This is a genomic window from Pseudoalteromonas sp. H71 (assembly GCF_001468485.1).
GTDB lineage: Bacteria > Pseudomonadota > Gammaproteobacteria > Enterobacterales > Alteromonadaceae > Pseudoalteromonas.
Genome location: NZ_LODI01000004.1, coordinates 92,732 through 111,215, shown reverse-complemented (window position 1 = coordinate 111,215; position 18,484 = coordinate 92,732). Strand labels below are relative to the sequence as shown.

General features: G+C 39.6%; 13 protein-coding genes. 8 read left to right on the top strand and 5 right to left on the bottom strand.

Annotated elements, in window-relative coordinates; all coding sequences use genetic code 11:
- Positions 1-296: 296 nt before the first annotated feature.
- Positions 297-1,790, bottom strand: a complete 1,494-nt coding sequence (gppA, locus tag ATS71_RS04575) for a guanosine-5'-triphosphate,3'-diphosphate diphosphatase (protein WP_058403740.1) — start codon at positions 1,788-1,790, stop codon at positions 297-299.
- Between the two features lie 43 nt (positions 1,791-1,833).
- Entirely contained in the window at positions 1,834-3,111 is a 1,278-nt protein-coding gene (gene rhlB / locus ATS71_RS04570; RefSeq protein WP_006792443.1) for an ATP-dependent RNA helicase RhlB, read from the bottom strand.
- 91 nt (positions 3,112-3,202) lie between these two features.
- On the opposite strand from rhlB, the gene trxA reads away from it, so the two are divergent.
- Together trxA and rho are read left to right on the top strand one after the other, a co-directional pair.
- Complete coding sequence (gene trxA, locus ATS71_RS04565) at positions 3,203-3,529, top strand: thioredoxin TrxA (protein WP_006792444.1); 327 nt, start codon at positions 3,203-3,205, stop codon at positions 3,527-3,529.
- A gap of 182 nt (positions 3,530-3,711) precedes the next feature.
- Complete coding sequence (rho, locus tag ATS71_RS04560) at positions 3,712-4,971, top strand: transcription termination factor Rho (RefSeq protein ID WP_006792445.1); 1,260 nt, start codon at positions 3,712-3,714, stop codon at positions 4,969-4,971.
- A 64-nt stretch (positions 4,972-5,035) separates the two neighbouring features.
- Here the strand turns inward: rho and ATS71_RS04555 are convergent, their stop codons facing one another.
- Positions 5,036-7,846 carry a tetratricopeptide repeat-containing hybrid sensor histidine kinase/response regulator gene (locus ATS71_RS04555; protein ID WP_058403739.1) on the bottom strand — a complete coding sequence of 937 codons (2,811 nt, stop codon included), beginning with the start codon at positions 7,844-7,846 and terminating at the stop codon, positions 5,036-5,038.
- A gap of 76 nt (positions 7,847-7,922) precedes the next feature.
- On the opposite strand from ATS71_RS04555, the gene ATS71_RS04550 reads away from it, so the two are divergent.
- Positions 7,923-8,498: a DNA-J related domain-containing protein gene (locus tag ATS71_RS04550; protein WP_058403738.1), complete on the top strand. Its 576-nt coding sequence runs from the start codon at positions 7,923-7,925 to the stop codon at positions 8,496-8,498.
- A 5-nt stretch (positions 8,499-8,503) separates the two neighbouring features.
- Here ATS71_RS04550 and dbpA read toward each other — a convergent pair whose 3' ends face one another.
- Positions 8,504-9,892, bottom strand: a complete 1,389-nt coding sequence (gene dbpA, locus ATS71_RS04545; protein ID WP_039038219.1) for an ATP-dependent RNA helicase DbpA — start codon at positions 9,890-9,892, stop codon at positions 8,504-8,506.
- 196 nt (positions 9,893-10,088) lie between these two features.
- Here dbpA and ATS71_RS04540 point away from each other — a divergent pair, with 196 nt between their 5' ends.
- The 3 genes from ATS71_RS04540 to ATS71_RS04530 all read left to right on the top strand — a co-directional run bounded on the left by ATS71_RS04540 (position 10,089) and on the right by ATS71_RS04530 (position 14,747).
- A complete protein-coding gene (locus ATS71_RS04540; RefSeq protein WP_058403737.1) occupies positions 10,089-12,167 on the top strand; it encodes a TonB-dependent siderophore receptor in 2,079 nt (692 codons plus the stop codon).
- 139 nt (positions 12,168-12,306) lie between these two features.
- Positions 12,307-13,710: a M20/M25/M40 family metallo-hydrolase gene (locus ATS71_RS04535; RefSeq protein ID WP_058403736.1), complete on the top strand. Its 1,404-nt coding sequence runs from the start codon at positions 12,307-12,309 to the stop codon at positions 13,708-13,710.
- A gap of 86 nt (positions 13,711-13,796) precedes the next feature.
- A complete protein-coding gene (locus ATS71_RS04530) occupies positions 13,797-14,747 on the top strand; it encodes a tetratricopeptide repeat protein (protein WP_058403735.1) in 951 nt (316 codons plus the stop codon).
- A 16-nt stretch (positions 14,748-14,763) separates the two neighbouring features.
- On the opposite strand, the gene ATS71_RS04525 is transcribed toward ATS71_RS04530, so the two are convergent.
- A complete protein-coding gene (locus tag ATS71_RS04525) occupies positions 14,764-15,675 on the bottom strand; it encodes a DUF808 domain-containing protein (protein WP_058403749.1) in 912 nt (303 codons plus the stop codon).
- A gap of 388 nt (positions 15,676-16,063) precedes the next feature.
- Between ATS71_RS04525 and ATS71_RS04520 the strand changes: the two genes are divergently transcribed.
- The gene (locus tag ATS71_RS04520) at positions 16,064-16,384 is read left to right on the top strand and encodes an MliC family protein (protein ID WP_058403734.1); all 321 of its coding nucleotides are present in this window, start codon (positions 16,064-16,066) and stop codon (positions 16,382-16,384) included.
- A gap of 28 nt (positions 16,385-16,412) precedes the next feature.
- Entirely contained in the window at positions 16,413-18,443 is a 2,031-nt protein-coding gene (locus tag ATS71_RS04515; protein WP_058403733.1) for a methyl-accepting chemotaxis protein, read from the top strand.
- Positions 18,444-18,484: the final 41 nt, after the last annotated feature.

The following is an 18,484-nucleotide window of genomic DNA, read 5'->3' as shown; positions in this document are numbered from 1 at the left end:
TTGAGTTGCCTTAGCGACTCAAGGGAAGCGAATCTTACGCTTTCCTGTGTTTTTGTCAACACTTAATTTTAAACTTTATAAAAATCTAAACCTAAGTTTCACTCGACTCACTAATGTGGTTTGCTTGGCTCGCTAAGCGTTGCCTGCTCTGCCGTCTCAGTGGGGTCGCATTATAGGGAGATCCAAAAACAGATCAACCCTTTTTTGAAGAAAACTTGAAAAAATATGCTGTTCGCACGTATTTTAATCGAAACGATTACTTTAAACACTAAAAAGGCCCGCAAGGGCCTTTTTACTTAATGAACGACTAGCTTCCAACCAAGTTTACTTTGCTGTTTAGACTCTTGCTGTAGCTCACTAGCCATTAATGGATGTTCTTTTAACCAGTTATTTTCGAATGTTAGTGTTAAAACTTCATTTTTAGCAGTTAATTCAAAGTTTGGCAGGACATCATCTTGTCGTCTCATTGACAAAATAACAGATACCCGCAGTAATCTTACGATGTACTGCGCAAGAAGGTTGTTTGCACCTAACGTACTAAAGCTGTCTTTTGGTATATCAGAGCGATGCGCATCGGCTACTGCCACAATTAACCTGTGCTCTGATTGCGAAAAACCAGGCATGTCGGTATTTTCTAGAATATACGCTGTATGCTTATGATACTGCTTATACTCTATTAGTAAGCCGATTTCATGTAACTGCGCAACGGCTTTTAACAGGGGTAAGCCATTTAAGTGATTAATTGGCCAATCTTCATTAATGCTTTGTGCGAGTTCAATAGCTAAACTAGAAACTCGTGATGCTTGTTTTTGGTCAACATGGTAGCGACTCATAAACCCATCAACTGTTCGCTTTCTTATATCGCTATTATGAAACTCTGGCACCATGCTATATAAAACACCTTCACGAAGTGCACCGCCTGCAAGCCCCATTTTTTCAATATTTAATGATTCAAACAAAGCAATCAAAATAGCAAGACCCGATACAAAGACTAATCGACGGTCTTCGCTTAAACCTGGAAGGTCTAACGCAGCAATGGTTTTAAATGCAATTGATTGCTCTTTTATTGAATTTAGTTTTTCTAAAGTAAGAAGGTCATCAAGGTTTTGTGCCACCATTATTTCTTGAATAGCCTGCACTGTACCTGATGCGCCTGATGCAATTTGCCACCCTGCGGCTTTGTATTCAGGTGCTATATTATCGATAACAGCTCGAGCGGCCTTTATAGCGGTATTGAAATTACTATGTGTTAATAAGCAATCTTTAAAATAACGCTCAAGGTAAGTAACACACCCCATGTTGAGGCTCTTGTATAAAAGGGCATCAAATTCTTTACCAATCACTACTTCGGTACTTGCACCACCAATGTCAATAACGAGCTGTTTGCCGGTACATGCTGAAGTGTGCGCTACACCTTTGTATATGGTACGCGCCTCTAGTTCACCACTAATAACGTTGATTTTATGGCCAAGAATTTTTTCAGCTTGCGCTTTAAACACTTCAGCATTAGTTGCCAAGCGTAATGTAGCTGTAGCTACTATGGTAATATTTTGATTTGGAATATCTTGTAAACGCTCAGCAAAAAGCGCGAGGCATTCCCAGCCTCGCTGCATAGCCTCGGTGCTTAATACATTATCTTTATCAAGCCCGGCGGCTAGCCTAACCTTGCGTTTTACGCGACCAATCGTTTGTAAACCGCCAGCCACTGATTTGGCAATAAGCATATGAAAGCTATTTGATCCCAAATCAATAACTGCGTATACATTTTTTTGCGGTATAAGTTGCCCCACCGTTCAAAAACCTCTAGTTACTACTACTTATGCAAACGGTTTATTACGACCGTCCTTTTTGGTAACTATTATTTGGGCGACGTCCGTTGTTATTACTACGATTACGAGGACCATTTGAATAGTTGCGCTTTCTTTGAATAATAGGCTTAGTTAGGTCGTCTAACAAAGCGGCTTTATCGTAATGAGATAAAGGAATGCTGTGCTCTATATATTCTTCAATTTCATGTAGGTTATAAGCATATTGTTCACATGCAAAGCTTATTGCATGCCCTGATGCACCCGCACGACCTGTTCTACCAATGCGGTGAACATAATCTTCACAGTCATCAGGTAAGTCAAAGTTAAATACATGACTTACTTCTGGTATATGCAAACCACGCGCGGCAACATCGGTTGCAACTAAAAAGTCTAATTCGCCTTTGCTAAATTGCGCTAAGATGCTTTGACGTTTTTTCTGATTTACATCACCTGTTAGCATACCAACACGATGGCCATCAGCTTTTAACCACGCATACACGGTTTCACAACTGTGCTTAGTGTTTGCAAATACAATGGCTTTATCTGGCCATTCTTCTTCGATCAAAGTTAATAAAAGCTTAATTTTATCTTCTTGCGATGGGTGAAACAGCTCTTCTTTTATGCGTTTACCAGTTTTTACGTCAGGCTCAATTTGTACATGTTCTGGGTTGGTCATGTGTTCAAACGCAAGCTCTTGTACGCGGTACGATAAAGTCGCAGAAAATAATAAGTTTAATCTCTTTGATGTATCTGGCATACGATCAAACATATAACGTATATCTTTTATGAAGCCTAAATCGAACATACGATCGGCTTCGTCAAGCACGACAACCTCTATTTCATTAAGGGTGTAACAGCCTTGCTTGTACAAATCGATTAAACGACCTGTCGTACCAATTAAAATATCTACGCCTTTTTCTAATTGTGCACGTTGTTTTTCGTAATCTTCGCCACCATATACTAAACCTAAGTTAAGATTACAGTGTGGCGCTAAAATTTTTGCATCTTTGTGTATCTGAATCGCAAGCTCCCGAGTAGGGGCCATGATCAGGGCTCTTGGATGTTTACTAGGTGCTTTGCTAGATTGTAATAACCGATGGCACGTGGCAGTTAAAAATGCCAACGTTTTGCCAGTACCCGTTTGTGCTTGGCCCGCAATATCGCGTCCGTCACAAATAAAAGGTAGGCATTTTGCTTGAATAGGTGTGCAGTATTCAAACCCATTCTCGGTTAGACCGGCAACCACTTCCGGTGCGATAGCAAAGTCTGAAAACTTTTTATCGGTTAAATGTGTCTTAGTCATAGCGTTTAAGCATAACGTTTAAACTTGCAATAAGAAACAAGAGTGTTTAAATACGCACTAAATATTTCGCCTAACTAAATCGGAGAGCGCAATGAGCGAGAAAATAATCCAAATTACTGACGATAGCTTTGAAGCTGACGTATTACAATCAGACAAGCCTGTACTAGTAGACTTCTGGGCTGAATGGTGCGGACCTTGTAAAATGATCGCCCCTATTCTTAACGAAGTTGCTGATGAATACGACGGTCGTGTTGCTGTTGCTAAACTTAATATTGACCAAAATGCTGGCACTCCGCCTAAATTTGGTATTCGTGGCATCCCTACTTTGCTTCTTTTTAAAGATGGCCAAGTTGCTGCAACTAAAGTTGGTGCACTTTCAAAAACACAACTTATCGAGTTTTTAGATAACAACATCTAATAGACTAGAACTAAAAAAAGGGCTTTTGCCCTTTTTTTGAATTTATTTTGTATAAACACTGGACGCTATGCCAGTGAACTGCTAGTTTATAAAGCCAACTAATCCTTAGTTATATTCAACCAACCTCACTCAACGATCAAAGCGACTTTGAGTATGACAATTGTAATAAAGAACCCACCAATATGCATTTACGCGAATTAAAAGACAAGTCTATAAAAGAACTTGTAAACTTAGCTGAGTCCATGGGGCTCGAAAACGTAGCCCGCTTAAGAAAGCAAGATATCATTTTTACCATATTAAAATCCCATGCCAAAGGCGGAGAAAATATCTTCGGCGGCGGTGTGCTTGAGATTTTGCAAGATGGTTTTGGCTTTTTAAGATCATCAGAAGCTTCTTACTTAGCTGGCCCAGATGACATTTATGTATCACCGAGCCAAATTCGCCGTTTCAGTATGCGTACTGGCGACTCAATTTCAGGCCTTATTCGTCCACCAAAAGACGGCGAACGTTACTTTGCATTACTTAAAGTAAACGAAGTTAACTTTGATAAACCTGAAAATTCTCGTACTAAAATTCTTTTTGAAAACTTAACCCCATTACATGCAAACGAACGTTTCCGCATGGAACGTGGTAACGGTAGTAAAGAAGACATTACTGCTCGTGTACTTGATTTAGCATCACCAATTGGCCGCGGTCAACGTGGTTTATTAGTAGCACCGCCAAAAGCGGGTAAAACAATGCTACTGCAAAACATTGCACAATCAATCACACATAACCATCCTGACGTTACATTAATGGTTTTACTTATTGATGAACGCCCGGAAGAAGTAACTGAAATGCAACGCCTTGTTAAAGGTGAGGTAATTGCATCAACGTTTGACGAACCTGCGTCTCGTCACGTCCAAGTTGCCGAAATGGTTATCGAAAAAGCAAAACGTTTAGTTGAGCATAAAAAAGACGTTGTTATTTTACTTGATTCAATCACGCGTTTAGCGCGTGCTTATAACACGGTGATCCCTTCATCAGGTAAAGTACTTACCGGTGGTGTTGATGCTAATGCACTTCACAAACCTAAGCGTTTCTTTGGTGCAGCACGTAATGTTGAAGAAGGTGGTAGCTTAACAATTATAGCCACTGCGCTTATCGATACTGGCTCAAAAATGGATGAAGTAATCTACGAAGAGTTTAAAGGTACTGGTAACATGGAATTACACCTTAACCGTAAAATTGCGGAAAGACGTGTATTCCCAGCTATCGACTTTAACCGCTCTGGTACTCGCCGTGAAGAACTACTTACTAAGCCAGATGAGCTTCAAAAGCTATGGATTTTACGTAAAATCGTTCATGAAATGTCAGAGATTGACGCCATGGAATTTTTAATCGATAAACTATCAATGAGTAAAACCAATGATGAGTTTTTTGATTCGATGAAACGTCAATAAACGCATTTAAGTAATACAAAAAAAGCGCCCTGGGCGCTTTTTTTATATTTGTTATAATGTGTACTTACGTTTCATTATATTTGTGTAATACAGCCTGGAGCTCTGACACAAGCTGATTAATATATTTCATATCTTTTTCGCCTTTTTGCAATAAGGCGCTGTCTAAATTTTTCGCAGCTGAAGCTATTTCCTCTAAGGCAAACATTTGTGCCGCACCTAATATTCGGTGGCTATCTTTTTGCAAAGCGTCAAAGTCTTCACTTAAAAAATGCTGTGTAATGTTGTCGCTTTCTAAGCTGAAACTTTGTTTAAAGCTTATTACTAAGTCACTGATATCTATGTCACTTGATACATTAGGTCCGTCTGAATGCACTTGGTCTAAATTTTCTGACAAGGTTTTATAAAATAAGTCTTTATCCAATGGCTTTGCAAGGTAACCAGTAAACCCTAATGTAAGGTAGTCGTCTATTTCGTGACTCATTGCGTTTGCAGTGAGCGCAAATATTGGCCGTTGAAAACCACATTTTTTCAATAACTCAAAGGCAGCTCGCCCATCCATTATTGGCATTTGAATATCAAGAAGTACAAGGTCTGGGTATATTTGTAAGCATTGCTCTACAGCTTGCTCGCCGTTTTCGACTGCAATTACATCAAGCCCTAAAGAGCGCAAATAACGGCTAATGAATCTGCGGTTATCTGCGTGATCCTCTGCAAGAAGCACAGTACCGCTTAGCTGCTTTTTATTTTGCTCTATTTGCCCAATATCACTGTGTTCACTGGATACTTGCGCACAAGGTAAAAAGAACGAGAATTGACTTCCTTTTTTATATTCACTTTGTACGCTTATATATCCGCCCATCATAGAAGCGAGCTGCTGCGATAAACTAAGCCCTAAACCTGTACCACCAAACCGCCGACTAATGCTGTTATCTGCTTGGCTAAAGTATTCAAAAATGAGTTTTAATTGTGAGGAGTTCATACCTATACCGGTATCTTTAACAATAAAAACAATACCTTGCTCTGATTTATTTAATACAATTACCACCTGTCCTGATTGAGTGAACTTGATTGCATTAGCACACAAATTGATAAGAATTTGTTTTACTCGCATTAAATCAAGGCGGGTGTAAAACTCATCGCCCACCTTATTTTCAAGCACAAGCCGAAGGGTTTTTGCTTTTGCCTGAGGACTGAACATAGCGTGCACATCATTTACCAGTTGCACCATGTCGAAACACGAAACATTAAGCTCTAATCTATTCGCCTCTATTTTACTTAAATCGAGTACATCGTTTATCAAGCTTTTTAGATGATTACTGTGCCGCTGAATAATAGCTAACTCATCTTTTAGCTGTTCAGGCTCGTATAAACCATTCATTAAGTCGTCTGTTTGTCCGAGAATCGCCGTTAATGGTGTTCTTATTTCATGGCTAACATTAGCCAAAAATTGACTTTTAACATCATTAGCTGCTCTCAACTCTTGGGCAACACCTTGAAGCTCTGCTGTGCGTTGCGCCACCTGTTCAGCTAAATATTGTTTTGCCCGTTTTTCTGCGCCGCGTCGATATAAAGCAACCCCTGTCACTATGACTAAAAATAACAGTACAAAAATAAACACCGTTAACTGCGAACGCTGCTTCATTTTTAACTCTTGTAATTTACGGTCTTGTTTCAGCTCTTTAATTTCTTGATTCAATTGTGTGGCTTTAAATTGTTTTTCTAGCACGGCTAAGGCTTTAACAATAGAGTCACTTCTTAATTTGCGTAGTTCGTTATTGTACTTTTCATGCAACTGCATTGCATTTTCGTAGTTCCCCCTACTTGCCTCAATCAAAGCATGGGTGCCAAGTCCATCTCGCATAATGCGATCATTACTATGCTCTTTGAGTAATTCAAAAACGCGTTCAATATTCGTTTTTGCCTCATCTAACATTCCCCTTACAAGCTGGACTTTTGCGAGAGTTTGCAGTGCAGTGAGCTCTAAGTTTTTATTATCAATTTTAAGTGAGTACTCTATCGCTAATTGCGCTTGCTCATACGCTAATTCCACTTTATTAAGAATAATATTAACGTTTGCAATGTTAGTGTACTGAGTCGCTAACTTATTCATATTGTTGACGGATAGGTAATAGCGGGTTGCTAATTGGTAGTAATGCATCGCTAAATCTAGCTGGTTGCTTTCAAAATAAACCACCCCCATATTATTATGCACCATAGCAATACCCAAATTATCATCTAACTTGCGAAAAATTTTTAACACGTCTTGATAAATACTCATGGCATTTTCATAACGAGATAAGCGTATATACACGCCCGCTATGTTAATTAAAATATCGCCTTTATCCTGTTCACTACCCACTTTTTCGTAAATCTCTTTTGCTTTTAGGTAGTAATCAAGCGTTGCTACTAATTTATGCATATTAAAATAAGCTAAACCAATATTATTCAATAAGTTTGCTTGCTCTAATGGTTGGTTATTAATTTTTGCAATATCAAGTGCGCGGGTATATTGAGTAATTGCTTGTTTAAACAAGCCTTGATAAAAAAGTGCAACACCTTGCATTTTAATCGCACGAAAGTGCTCGCTAGGAAAAAGTGATCCAGAAGTTTCTTGCTCTAATAATTTAAAGTAATTAAAAGCATCACTATAGTGGCCGCTCGACAGCGCAGTATCGGCAAGGCCTGCATATATTTCAGCACGACTTTGAGCTGTAATACGTTGGTTATTAAGTAAGGCGTTACCCAATTCAAGCTTTGCATCCCATTGTTGTTGTTGTTTAAACTCTTCTAATAATGGTTCTGATTGTTGAGCATAACTTGGCAAATAGAACAAACTGCATACAATGAATAAGAGGCACTTGAGCTTGCCATGCATAATTTTAATCCTTCAAATTGTTACGTGTAACAATGTAATCTGTACTGAAGATACACTAAATACTAGGACCTAAACAATGCTTAACCCACTGATTGACCGAATATTTGACTTAATATTAACCCAAAAAGTGTGGCAAGTTCATATCCTAGCAGCTGAGCTTATTAATTGTGGTACAATTAAGCCACTTGATAAAAACCCTGAACGTGATTTATTTAAGCGTAATTTTTTAATTATGAATGCATTGTATCAACTACAGGAACAACTTCACCCTAAAAGTCTCTTAATATCAACACTTCATATAGAGTTCATTGAAACGGATATAGAAAACCCAGCAACGCTTAAATCTAACTTAAAAGATTATTATTTAGACTGGGGGAATTACGAAGCAAGCGAAGAGCAAATTAATGAGCTACTCACAAGTTTTTGGCAAAAGTTTAAGAGGGTAAATAGCGCGCCAGCTTTAACAGAAGATCACTTTGACACACTTTTGGCAAAGTGGCAGCTAACAAATGATTTTTCACTTAAAGAATTACAAAAACGTTGGCGACAGCTTGCACTGGCGAACCACCCAGACAAACCTACTGGCTGCGAGAATGCATTTAAGCAAATAAAAGTAGAGTACGAGCAGCTTAAACCGGCTGCTCGCTCATAACTTGATTAACGCGTTAGGCGACGAGCACGAATTTTGCGCCCTTTTATATTACCTTCGGTTAATTTACGAAGTGCCGGTTTAGACGCATTACGTTCAACAGCTACAAATGCGACGTTATCAAGAACATTGATTTTACCTACTTGACGCCCAGCAATACCGTCTTTACCCGTTAACGCACCTAAAATATCACCAGCACGCACTTTTTGCTTTTTACCTGAGTCTATCATCAGAGTGACCATGTCTGGTTTATACGGTGGTTTATCCAACAAATTATATGAAGGCATTGGTTCAGGCTCAAAGTCGCGTTCATAATGATCACCAATTTGCGCTACTTTAAATTGCTCCGCATCACCATAAATTGAGCAAGCAATCCCTTTTTTACCCGCGCGACCCGTTCGCCCGACACGGTGAACGTGTGTTTGCGGGTCATGCGCTAAATGGTAGTTGATTACCATATCCATATCGTCAATATCTAAACCACGTGCTGCAACGTCTGTCGCAACTAAAATAGACGCACTTTTATTAGCAAAATGAATCAGAGTGCGCTCTCGGTCACGTTGTTCTAAATCACCATGCAATGCCACAGCGCTGAAGCCTTCATCGGCTAAATCGTCGCACACTTGCTGCGTTTCTACCTTGGTATTACAAAACACAACACAGCTTTGTGGTGTAAATTTAAGTAATAGTAATTTAAGTGTTGGATAGCGCTGTTTGTTATTATCCATTTTGTAGAAGTACTGTTTTATTGTGCTTTTTTCTTGCTCTTCTTCTACTTTAATCATTTCAGGGTTACTAAGTACACGCTTTGCTATCGCTTCGATTGCGCGTGGAAAAGTAGCACTAAATAAAAGCGTTTGGCGGTTTTGTGGAATGCATTCAATAATCGCATCAAGGGTATCTTGAAAACCCATATCAAGCATTTGATCGGCTTCGTCTAGTACTAATGTTTCTACATCATCTAACCGTAATGTCCCTTTGCGAATATGGTCATCTACACGCCCTGGTGTACCAACAATGATATGTGCACCGTGTTCAAGCGACCCAATTTGTGGGCCAATTGATACACCACCACATAGCGTTAATATTTTAATATTATGAATACCGCGAGCAAGTTTACGCATTTCAACAGCTACTTGTTCGGCAAGCTCACGTGTTGGGCATAATACTAACGATTGAATACGAAAACGTTTTACGTTTAATTTAGCAAGCACACCTAAACTGAACGCAGCCGTTTTACCTGAACCCGTTTTTGCCTGAGCAATGATGTCTTTACCTTCAAGTACAGGAGGCAAACTTTGTGCCTGTACAGGTGTCATGTGGGCGTAGCCAAGCGTCGATAAATTATCAACAAGTCCAGCTGGTAAAGCCAAAGATGAAAAAGCAGTTGAAGTCACAGTAAATTCCATAGCAGTAAAAATAACGCGGGAAAAGTCCCACTAAATATGTCGCTAATAATAGCAGAATTCGTTATTGGCAACCATTAGCAAACACATTATAAAATATTGTTAATAAAAACATATTGCAAATGATATTTATTTTCATTAAGATTGCGCTTCACTTTTTATTTAAATACTGAGCTGGAAGCATCAAATGAAACTGAGTTCCCTTTACATCGCACTATTGGCAACAATAACAACAAATACATATGCAAATTCTACCGACCTTGAACATATAGAAGTCAAAGGAAGTTACTTTAATGACTACAAAGTAGATAACGCAAATGGTGCAATGAGAACGTCAACTTCATTACTCGATACAGCTCAATCAGTGACTGTAATTGGCGACATTATTATCAACGAACAACTTGCAACAACATTAGGTGAAGTACTTTCAAACGATGCAAGCTTAACGGCCGGTTCAAAACAACGTAACCGTGAAGTATTTAACTTACGTGGATTCGAACTCAGCTCATCAACCGGTTATTTACGCGACGGGCATCAGCATTGGTCGCACTATCAACAACCCATTGAAATTTTACAACAAGTAGAGGTTATTAAAGGCCCATCAAGCATTTTATATGGTCAATCAGGTCCTGGTGGCCTAATTAATATGGTCACTAAAAAGCCGACAGCACACACATTATTTAATGCCAGTGCCGATGTAGATCAGCATGGTTCAACACGCTTTATGATAGATGCTGCAGGCGCTTTAACGGATGCAGAAGATTTACGTGCACGCGGTATTTTAGTTAAGCAAGATGTTGATTACTGGCGCGAATACCAAAACGGTGAAAACCGCGAGCGTGACCGCTTTTTAGGTGCGTTGATTGTTGATTACGATATTAGCGACAATGCTCTTGTTCGAGTTCATTATGACCGCACAGACGACGAAGCAGGTTTAGACACAGGTGCATGGATAGACGACAACGCCAACGTTATTGGCGACGATAAAACTATTCGCGATATGTCTTGGGCGTTTACCGACATAACGGTAGAAAATGCGGGCATTGATTTTCAAGTATTTTTAAACGATAACTGGCAAGTAAAGCTGGGTTATAACGAACAAACATTTGAACGCCAACGTTTTGAGTCAGCTCCACGTAAGCCGAGTAATTTTGTTGAAGGCGACAGCTATGAGTCTCGCCCTTACGACCGATTTGACGACTGGCAATTTAAAACCGCATTTATCGACTTTATCGGTGAATTTGAAACAGCAGGCGTTCATCATCAATTACTCATTGGTGCTAACTCGCTTGATTATTATTATGGACAGCGTCGCACCTCAGCTGATTCATTTAATTTTATATCTGGTCAAACAGAGCCAAGTCGCCCAACTGTCAGCTATAAAACAGATGATACTATCAGCGAAACAGAATACGACTACTACGGTATTTATGTTCAAGACTTAATCACGTTTTCGCCACAGTGGCAGCTATCGCTTGGTGGCCGCTACGATAAACAAACACGTGAAGATGCCAATAATGAATCGTTTGTGCCAAAAATAGGTGTGCTTTATCATCCTAATGCATCAGCGACGGTATACGCGAGTTACTCTGAAGGTTTTGAACCTCAAGGCAGTGATACTCTTGTAAACGAAGACGATATAAATAATGGGATGAAGCTAGATGCCGTTACCTCTGAGCAAAAAGAAATTGGTATTAAGTGGCAGTTATTTGATGATCGCTTAATGCTAAGTGGTGCGCTTTTCGATATAAGTAAAAATGGCACACTAGTTACAGAAACGCTTGAAGTACCAGTGGGTGATCTAACTTCTGAAACAAACCAAATTGGTGAACAACGCCATAAAGGGATTGAACTAACAGCACAAGGTGCGGCAACCGACCGTTTATTTATAATGGCATCGACTATGTACCTAGATGCAAATTACGAACGTGACGAAGAGTTAGAAGGTAAGCGCCCTACCGATGCCCCTAAATGGTCTGCATCACTTTGGACTCGTTACGAATTTAACGACGCGATTGCATTTAATGCCGGTGCATTTTACGAAGGTGAGCGTTTTGCAGATAGTGACAACACGATTATTAAAGATGCCTACACACGCGTAGATGTAGGTGCAACTTACAAACTTAAAGTAAGCAAAACCGATGTTAACTTACGCCTAAACATAGAAAACTTATTTGACGAAGAATACCTAGCCGGTGGTGGAACAAATAACGTAACAATAGGTGAAGGCACTAACGTAAGACTAGCTGCACAGTTTAGCTTTTAATTAAGCGCTTTAATTACCAGCCCGCGCTTAAAATACGCGGGCTTTTTTGATCACTTAAAGCAGCTCATTCATCTCATCTATTTTTTTACGTCTTTATTACATGTTTTAATAGCCGCAATCATAAATAAGGCTAATTACCATGAAAAATCTCATCACCGCACTACTCCTTACCAGTAGTATGGCAGCTACTGCCAGCAGCAACGAATTTACAAGCAATCAATTACAACAAGTAGATAAAGTGCGTACCACAGCCCTTAATAGCCACTTAAGCTATGAGCTATTAGAGTCACTAACAACCGAAGTTGGCCCGCGTTTACCTGGCACCGAAAACGATAAAAAAGCCGTTGCTTGGGCGCAAGCTAAATTTAAAGAACTGGGCTTTGATAAAGTATGGCTTGAAGAAGCGACCTTTCCAGAATGGCGCCGCTACAGCGAAAGTGGAAAAATATTAACACCTAGCGAACAACCCCTTCATTTAACTGCACTAGGTAATAGCATAAGCACACCTAAAGGAGGTATCAGCGCACCGATTAAATTATTCGAAACACTTGATGAACTAAAAGCAGCACCGGCTAATAGTTTAAAAGGCAAAATTGCTTACATTAACTACAGAATGAATCGCGATATAGACGGCAATGGTTATGGACCCGCTGTAAAAGCACGTGCCACCGGAGCAATTGAAGCATCTAAAAAAGGGGCTGTTGCCTACATGATGCGGTCAGTAAGTACAGGTCATCACCGTTTTGCCCACACCGGCGGAAGCTATTATAAAGAAGGCGTTAAAAAAATACCTAACGTAACCATTGCTAACCCCGATGCCGATCAAATTGCTCGCTTAGTCGCTTTAGGCAAAGATGTATCGGTCAATATAAATGTACAAACCGAAAACCTTGGCGAAGGCACTAGTTACAATGTTATAGGCCAATTTAACGGTACCGAAAACCCAGAGCAATACGTATTAATTGGCGGGCATTTAGACTCATGGGATTTAGGCACAGGCGCACTTGATGACGGTGCCGGCGTTGCATTGACTATGGCGGCTGCTAAACATATTAGCGATGTAAAACGCCCTAAACGCAGTATTCGCGTTGTCCTTTTTGCCGCTGAAGAGCTTGGTTTATGGGGTGCAAAAGCGTACTTTGCGAAACATAAAAACAATTTACACAATATTGTCGCTGCTGCAGAGTCTGATTTTGGCGCTGATGTAGTTTACGGTTTTGAATCAAATGTAGATGCAGCGTCACTGCCTGTAGTACGTGCTATCGCAAAAGAGCTTGCCCCTTTAAATGTTGAGTACATTGGTAAAAACCAAGCTAACGGCGGACCTGATCTCATTCCATTTAAAAATGCGGTGTCGGCACCTATTTTTGAGCTGGCCCAAGATGGTACAGACTACTTTGATTATCACCACACCGCTGACGACACGCTTGATAAAGTAACGCCAGCAAAGCTTCGTCAAAATACAGCAACCTATGCGGTATTTGCGCTTATGGCAGCAGACGCAAAAACAACAATTAAACCAAAAATAACAACAAAAGAGTAACAGACATACTTACTTACAGTTTGTTGCTTTAAAAAATATGCCCCTTGTTTTACTTTAATAGAAATTAAAACTCGGGGCATTATTGCATGCTGCTTTTCAACACCGGTCAGTCTTTTCCTCATTTTTCACAAACGCAGTCCTGCCCAAGCTGCCAAAGCGATAGCTATCACTTAGTAAACCATAGCCGCTACTTACGTTTTACGATTATTCCTATCGTACCATTAAAGCTAAATTACAAGCGCGAATGCTACCAATGTGGCCATAACGAAGCCATTAATATAAAAAAACTCCCCTTAATTGAAAAACTAAGCCTGCCAAAATACGGGATTGGCTTAATTTTATTATTGTGGGTAATAGTGTATTTTTTCCAACAATACACCGACAACCAAGCAATCAAATACAACTACTTAAGTAACCCACAGGCATTTGATACATATTTAGTTCACGCTGATAAATTTACTCACGAACCATGGACGCTAACAAATTTAAAAGTGGCCCAAGTACTCAGCTTTGACGAGCAATTTATTACTTTTCAAGTAAGCAATTACAGCTATAAACGCAACCGAGGCATAACCACGGCAATGCGCACCAGTTTATTAGTACAACGCGATTATTTTTCAACAAGCACAATTACCTTACCCCGTGATGAGGTAAAGCGCTTATATAATAATGACGTGATTTACGATGTGCTGCGCCCACACGCTAATAGCTTGTATGGTGGGTTTGTGATGTTTCCGCCTAAACCTAAGCCTTTATACAAAGGTTTAAAGCTAGATAAAAACAACCAGCAAGGCATTATGTACTTTAAAGATGGGCAATTTGAAGAAGCCTTAGAAAGCTTTAAACTTGCTGCAGAGTCAGGCTCTCAATGGGGGCAGCTTAACCTTGCACAAATGTACCGAGACGGCCAAGGTGCAGACAAAAACACACAACAAGCTATTTACTGGTATAAAAAAGCAATTGCTCAAGGTAATAGTAAAGCAACCTACGAACTTGAGCAGTTGTGTAAATTTATAACATGTGAATCAATTATGTAGGGCAGAAAGCACGGCTCTACTTATTTGTTTTAAATAACCTTGTATAAACCACATTGCAAAGCACAATAACTAGCCCTGCAACAACCCCTAGCACTCCATCAAAGACTAGCGGGGCTAATAGCTCACCTATATTGCCTAGTATTGACTGCGCATAACTAATCACATTAAGTTGTGCATGATGTAATAACTCAATACCATGAGATAAAATACCGCCTCCCACCAAAAACATGGCCACAGTACCTGCAAAAGCTAAAAACTGCATAAGTCGTGGTGCTGCCGCAAGCAAGCTTTTACCCAGAAACTCTTTAACCGCACTGCCAGACACTTTAGATTGATTTACCAAATACAAGCCTGCATCGTCAAGTTTTACAATTGCAGCTACAAGTCCATAAACACCAATAGTCATAACAATCGCTATTACACAAAGAACTAAGGATTGATTGAGTAATGTTTGGCCCGCGACAGTACCAAGCGTAATAACAATGATCTCGGCCGATAGAATAAAGTCTGTCCGTATCGCACCTTTTATTTTTTGTTTTTCATATTCAACTAAATCAAGTGTTTTTTCGCCATCTGCAATCTCATCATGATGAGGTAAAAATCGCGCAAATATTTTTTCAGCTCCTTCAAAACATAAAAACAACCCACCTAAAATTAAAAGTGGTGTAATGAGCCATGGAAGCCAAACACTGATCATCAACGCCGCAGGAACAAGGATTGCTTTATTTAAAAATGATCCTTTTGCTACCGCCCATACAACGGGCAGCTCTCTGTCGGCTGACACACCCATTACTTGCTGTGCATTCAGCGCTAAATCGTCTCCTAAAACACCTGCTGTTTTTTTTGTCGCTATTTTACTCATGGTTGCAATGTCATCGAGTAAAGCCGTTATGTCATCTAATAATGTTAAAAGGTTAGTGCCTGCCATTTTGCTTCCTTGGGTCTGTTGTTCTTTCAATGTTAAATTTGCAGCAGCCTGTTTGGTATTTAGGCAAGGCAGAGCCGATGCAGTGTGGTTATTCCCCATAAATTGGCGATAACGTAGCATTAATACCAAACAGGCGCTGCCCGATGGGTTCTTCCTAGGGGCTACTTACTTTTTGTTGCTCGGCTTTTACTTAGTCCACTAGGTTACAAACCTCGCGCCACGATTAAATAGCCCCTAGTTTGAACAAATTTCAATCCGAAAAGATCAACAGACCCTAGCTTATAAATAATTTAATCAACATAACGTAAAGCGCGCCTTTCACCAACGGTTAATTTTGCCCTGTTATTCTTAAGTAAAATAGCGGGTAAAATATATTAAGGAAGGGAAAATGAAAGCAACACTTGTTTTAATGGCTTGCTTACTCAGTTTAATTGGATGTAGTAAAAAAACAACAAGCACACACTACGTATGTAATAACAAGAAAGCAGTACTGAGTACGTTAAAAAACCAAGAAGCAGAGCTCACCTTCAATAATAAAATATACAACCTTTCTCATGAAGAAAGCGCGTCTGGAAATAAGTATATAAATAAAAAAGTACTTTTTTGGGGAAAAGGCGCTGAAGCGATGCTTATAATTTTAGGCAAAAAATATCACTGCACCTTAAAACAACAAGCTACTAACAACAAATTAAAAAACTTGCTACACTAAAAAAAGTCTTAATTTTGTTGATGAAGTTATGCGTTCTATTGCCATTAAACATAAAATAATTTTAGCCTTTTGTGCTATAGGTCTATTAATGCTTATCAGTAGCTTATTTTTTTACTGGTCCTTAAATAAAATAAGCACGACTACCTCACGAATAGAGAACCTTGCTGTTCCAGCTCAACAAGTCAGTAAAGACTTAAGATTATCGCTTCTCTCTATAACCAAATTCAATGCACTAGCTTATAGTCAAACAAAACCTGATTTATTACTGACCAATAAAAAAGAAGCGCTTAGCGAGCAACAAGAATTCAGTAATATGCTCAATGCACTTAAGCCACAATTGACAGGTCAGCAAAACATGCAAACTTTGCTAGTTGACGCTTCAAAAAACTTTGAGCAACTAAGCAAAACAAGCGCAAACATGTTTAATGCCAAAGAACAGCGTTTTACGGCGCAGTCGGCTGCTACCTCACTAATTAAAGAGTTTGGTGATGAGCTAAGTAACCTCAGTAATGCCTTACTCGATATAGAACTCATAGAGATAAATGCAAAGCAGCAGTCGTTACTAAACTCTGTATTTGGCACAGCAACACGCATTGACGACTTACTCTTTAATTTAAGCAACAATATTAAAAGTATTACGCAAACGACCAGTGTCAGCGACTTAAACGTCCACCAACAAGATACCCAATTTTTACTTGATAATATCCAGCCAAACTTTGTGTATTTAGAGCAGCAAGCCACTCCCTTAGGTGAGCGTTTAAACGCGGCTCAATTTACCGAGCAATTTAATAACTTAAGAACACGATTGAATGGGCCCGACGGTATTTACGCCCAGCAAAATAAAGCGCTTGAAAACACCCAAATGGCACAGCAAAGTTTTGAGCGTTTTCAACAAGAGTTTATAGACACAGAAAGCCAATTATTACAGCTTAATAAACTGGCTGACGAGCGTTTTAAAACTCTGCAAAGCAGTGCTAAGTCGGCAATTAATATGGGTTCTAGCTCTGTCATTATAATTGCGATTGTACTTATTGGTTTACTTATTGTTATTTCAATTTTTACAACTAATGCCATGCTAAAACCACTTAAAAAAGTAAATAGCGATTTAGCACGTATTGCCTCAGGTGATTTTTCTAAACGCAGCCAACCGCGTAGCAAAGATGAATTTGGCACTTTACTTAACAACATCAATAAGCTCAGCGATGATTTGACCCACCTTATAAAAGCGATTAGTAATGATGCTCACGAGCTTGATAAATCGGCCATTCAAACAAGTGAAAAGGGCCAACAGATGACCATTGTTGCTCAGCAGCAATTAGAACGAAGCGCACAAGCCACAGAGCTTGCGCATAGCATGCTAAACAATTCGCAAGCGGTCTATGAGCAGGCCGATAATGCATCTAACGAAATTACCAACGCCTCTCAGTTTGCTAACGACGTAAACCAAATAGCCAACGACAACAGTTTAAGTATTGAAGCACTCTTAAATCGATTAGATAAAGCGGTAAGTAGCACAGAAGAGCTGGCCGAATTTACAGATTTAATTGGCGCAATTGTAAATACTATTAGCAGCATTGCAGAGCAAACTAATCTACTTGCATTAAATGCAGCTATAGAAGCGGCAAGAGCCGGAGAAAATGGCCGAGGCTTCGCTGTGGTTGCTGACGAGGTTCGCTCATTAGCGGCACGTACACAGAGCTCCACAAGCGAAATTCACACCATGATCCAAACGCTGCAGCAACACACAAAAACAACGCAGAAAGAAATTAACGATGGCCAACAACAAGCTAAACAGTGTGTTGAAAACAGTGCTGAACTAAATAAAGCGGTTGAGCGTATAAAAGGGACGTTACTGTCAATTAACCAAATGAGTGAGCAAATTGCTACAGCTTCTCATGAACAGTTAACAAACAGTGATGATATTCAAAAAATAATGGCTAAGGTGACCGAACATGCCACTTTAAATGCCAATAACGCAACCACCCTAGCAAGCGAAAGTGAAGACGTAAATCAACTTGCACACTCTTTAACAAGTGCCGTAGAGCGCTTTAAGTTTTAAGTGCAGGTGTAATGACTTGCTTTGCATGAAATGGGTATAAT

Excerpts from the sequence above, each read along its gene's own strand:
- rhlB (WP_006792443.1), bottom strand. The coding sequence starts at position 3,111 with ATGACTAAGACACATTTAACCGATAAAAAGTTTTCAGACTTTGCTATC.
- ATS71_RS04550 (WP_058403738.1), top strand. The coding sequence starts at position 7,923 with ATGCTTAACCCACTGATTGACCGAATATTTGACTTAATATTAACCCAA.
- ATS71_RS04525 (WP_058403749.1), bottom strand. The coding sequence starts at position 15,675 with ATGGCAGGCACTAACCTTTTAACATTATTAGATGACATAACGGCTTTA.
- ATS71_RS04535 (WP_058403736.1), top strand. The coding sequence starts at position 12,307 with ATGAAAAATCTCATCACCGCACTACTCCTTACCAGTAGTATGGCAGCT.
- ATS71_RS04540 (WP_058403737.1), top strand. The coding sequence starts at position 10,089 with ATGAAACTGAGTTCCCTTTACATCGCACTATTGGCAACAATAACAACA.
- ATS71_RS04555 (WP_058403739.1), bottom strand. The coding sequence starts at position 7,846 with ATGCATGGCAAGCTCAAGTGCCTCTTATTCATTGTATGCAGTTTGTTC.
- ATS71_RS04530 (WP_058403735.1), top strand. The coding sequence starts at position 13,797 with ATGCTGCTTTTCAACACCGGTCAGTCTTTTCCTCATTTTTCACAAACG.
- rho (WP_006792445.1), top strand. The coding sequence starts at position 3,712 with ATGCATTTACGCGAATTAAAAGACAAGTCTATAAAAGAACTTGTAAAC.
- ATS71_RS04520 (WP_058403734.1), top strand. The coding sequence starts at position 16,064 with ATGAAAGCAACACTTGTTTTAATGGCTTGCTTACTCAGTTTAATTGGA.
- trxA (WP_006792444.1), top strand. The coding sequence starts at position 3,203 with ATGAGCGAGAAAATAATCCAAATTACTGACGATAGCTTTGAAGCTGAC.
- ATS71_RS04515 (WP_058403733.1), top strand. The coding sequence starts at position 16,413 with ATGCGTTCTATTGCCATTAAACATAAAATAATTTTAGCCTTTTGTGCT.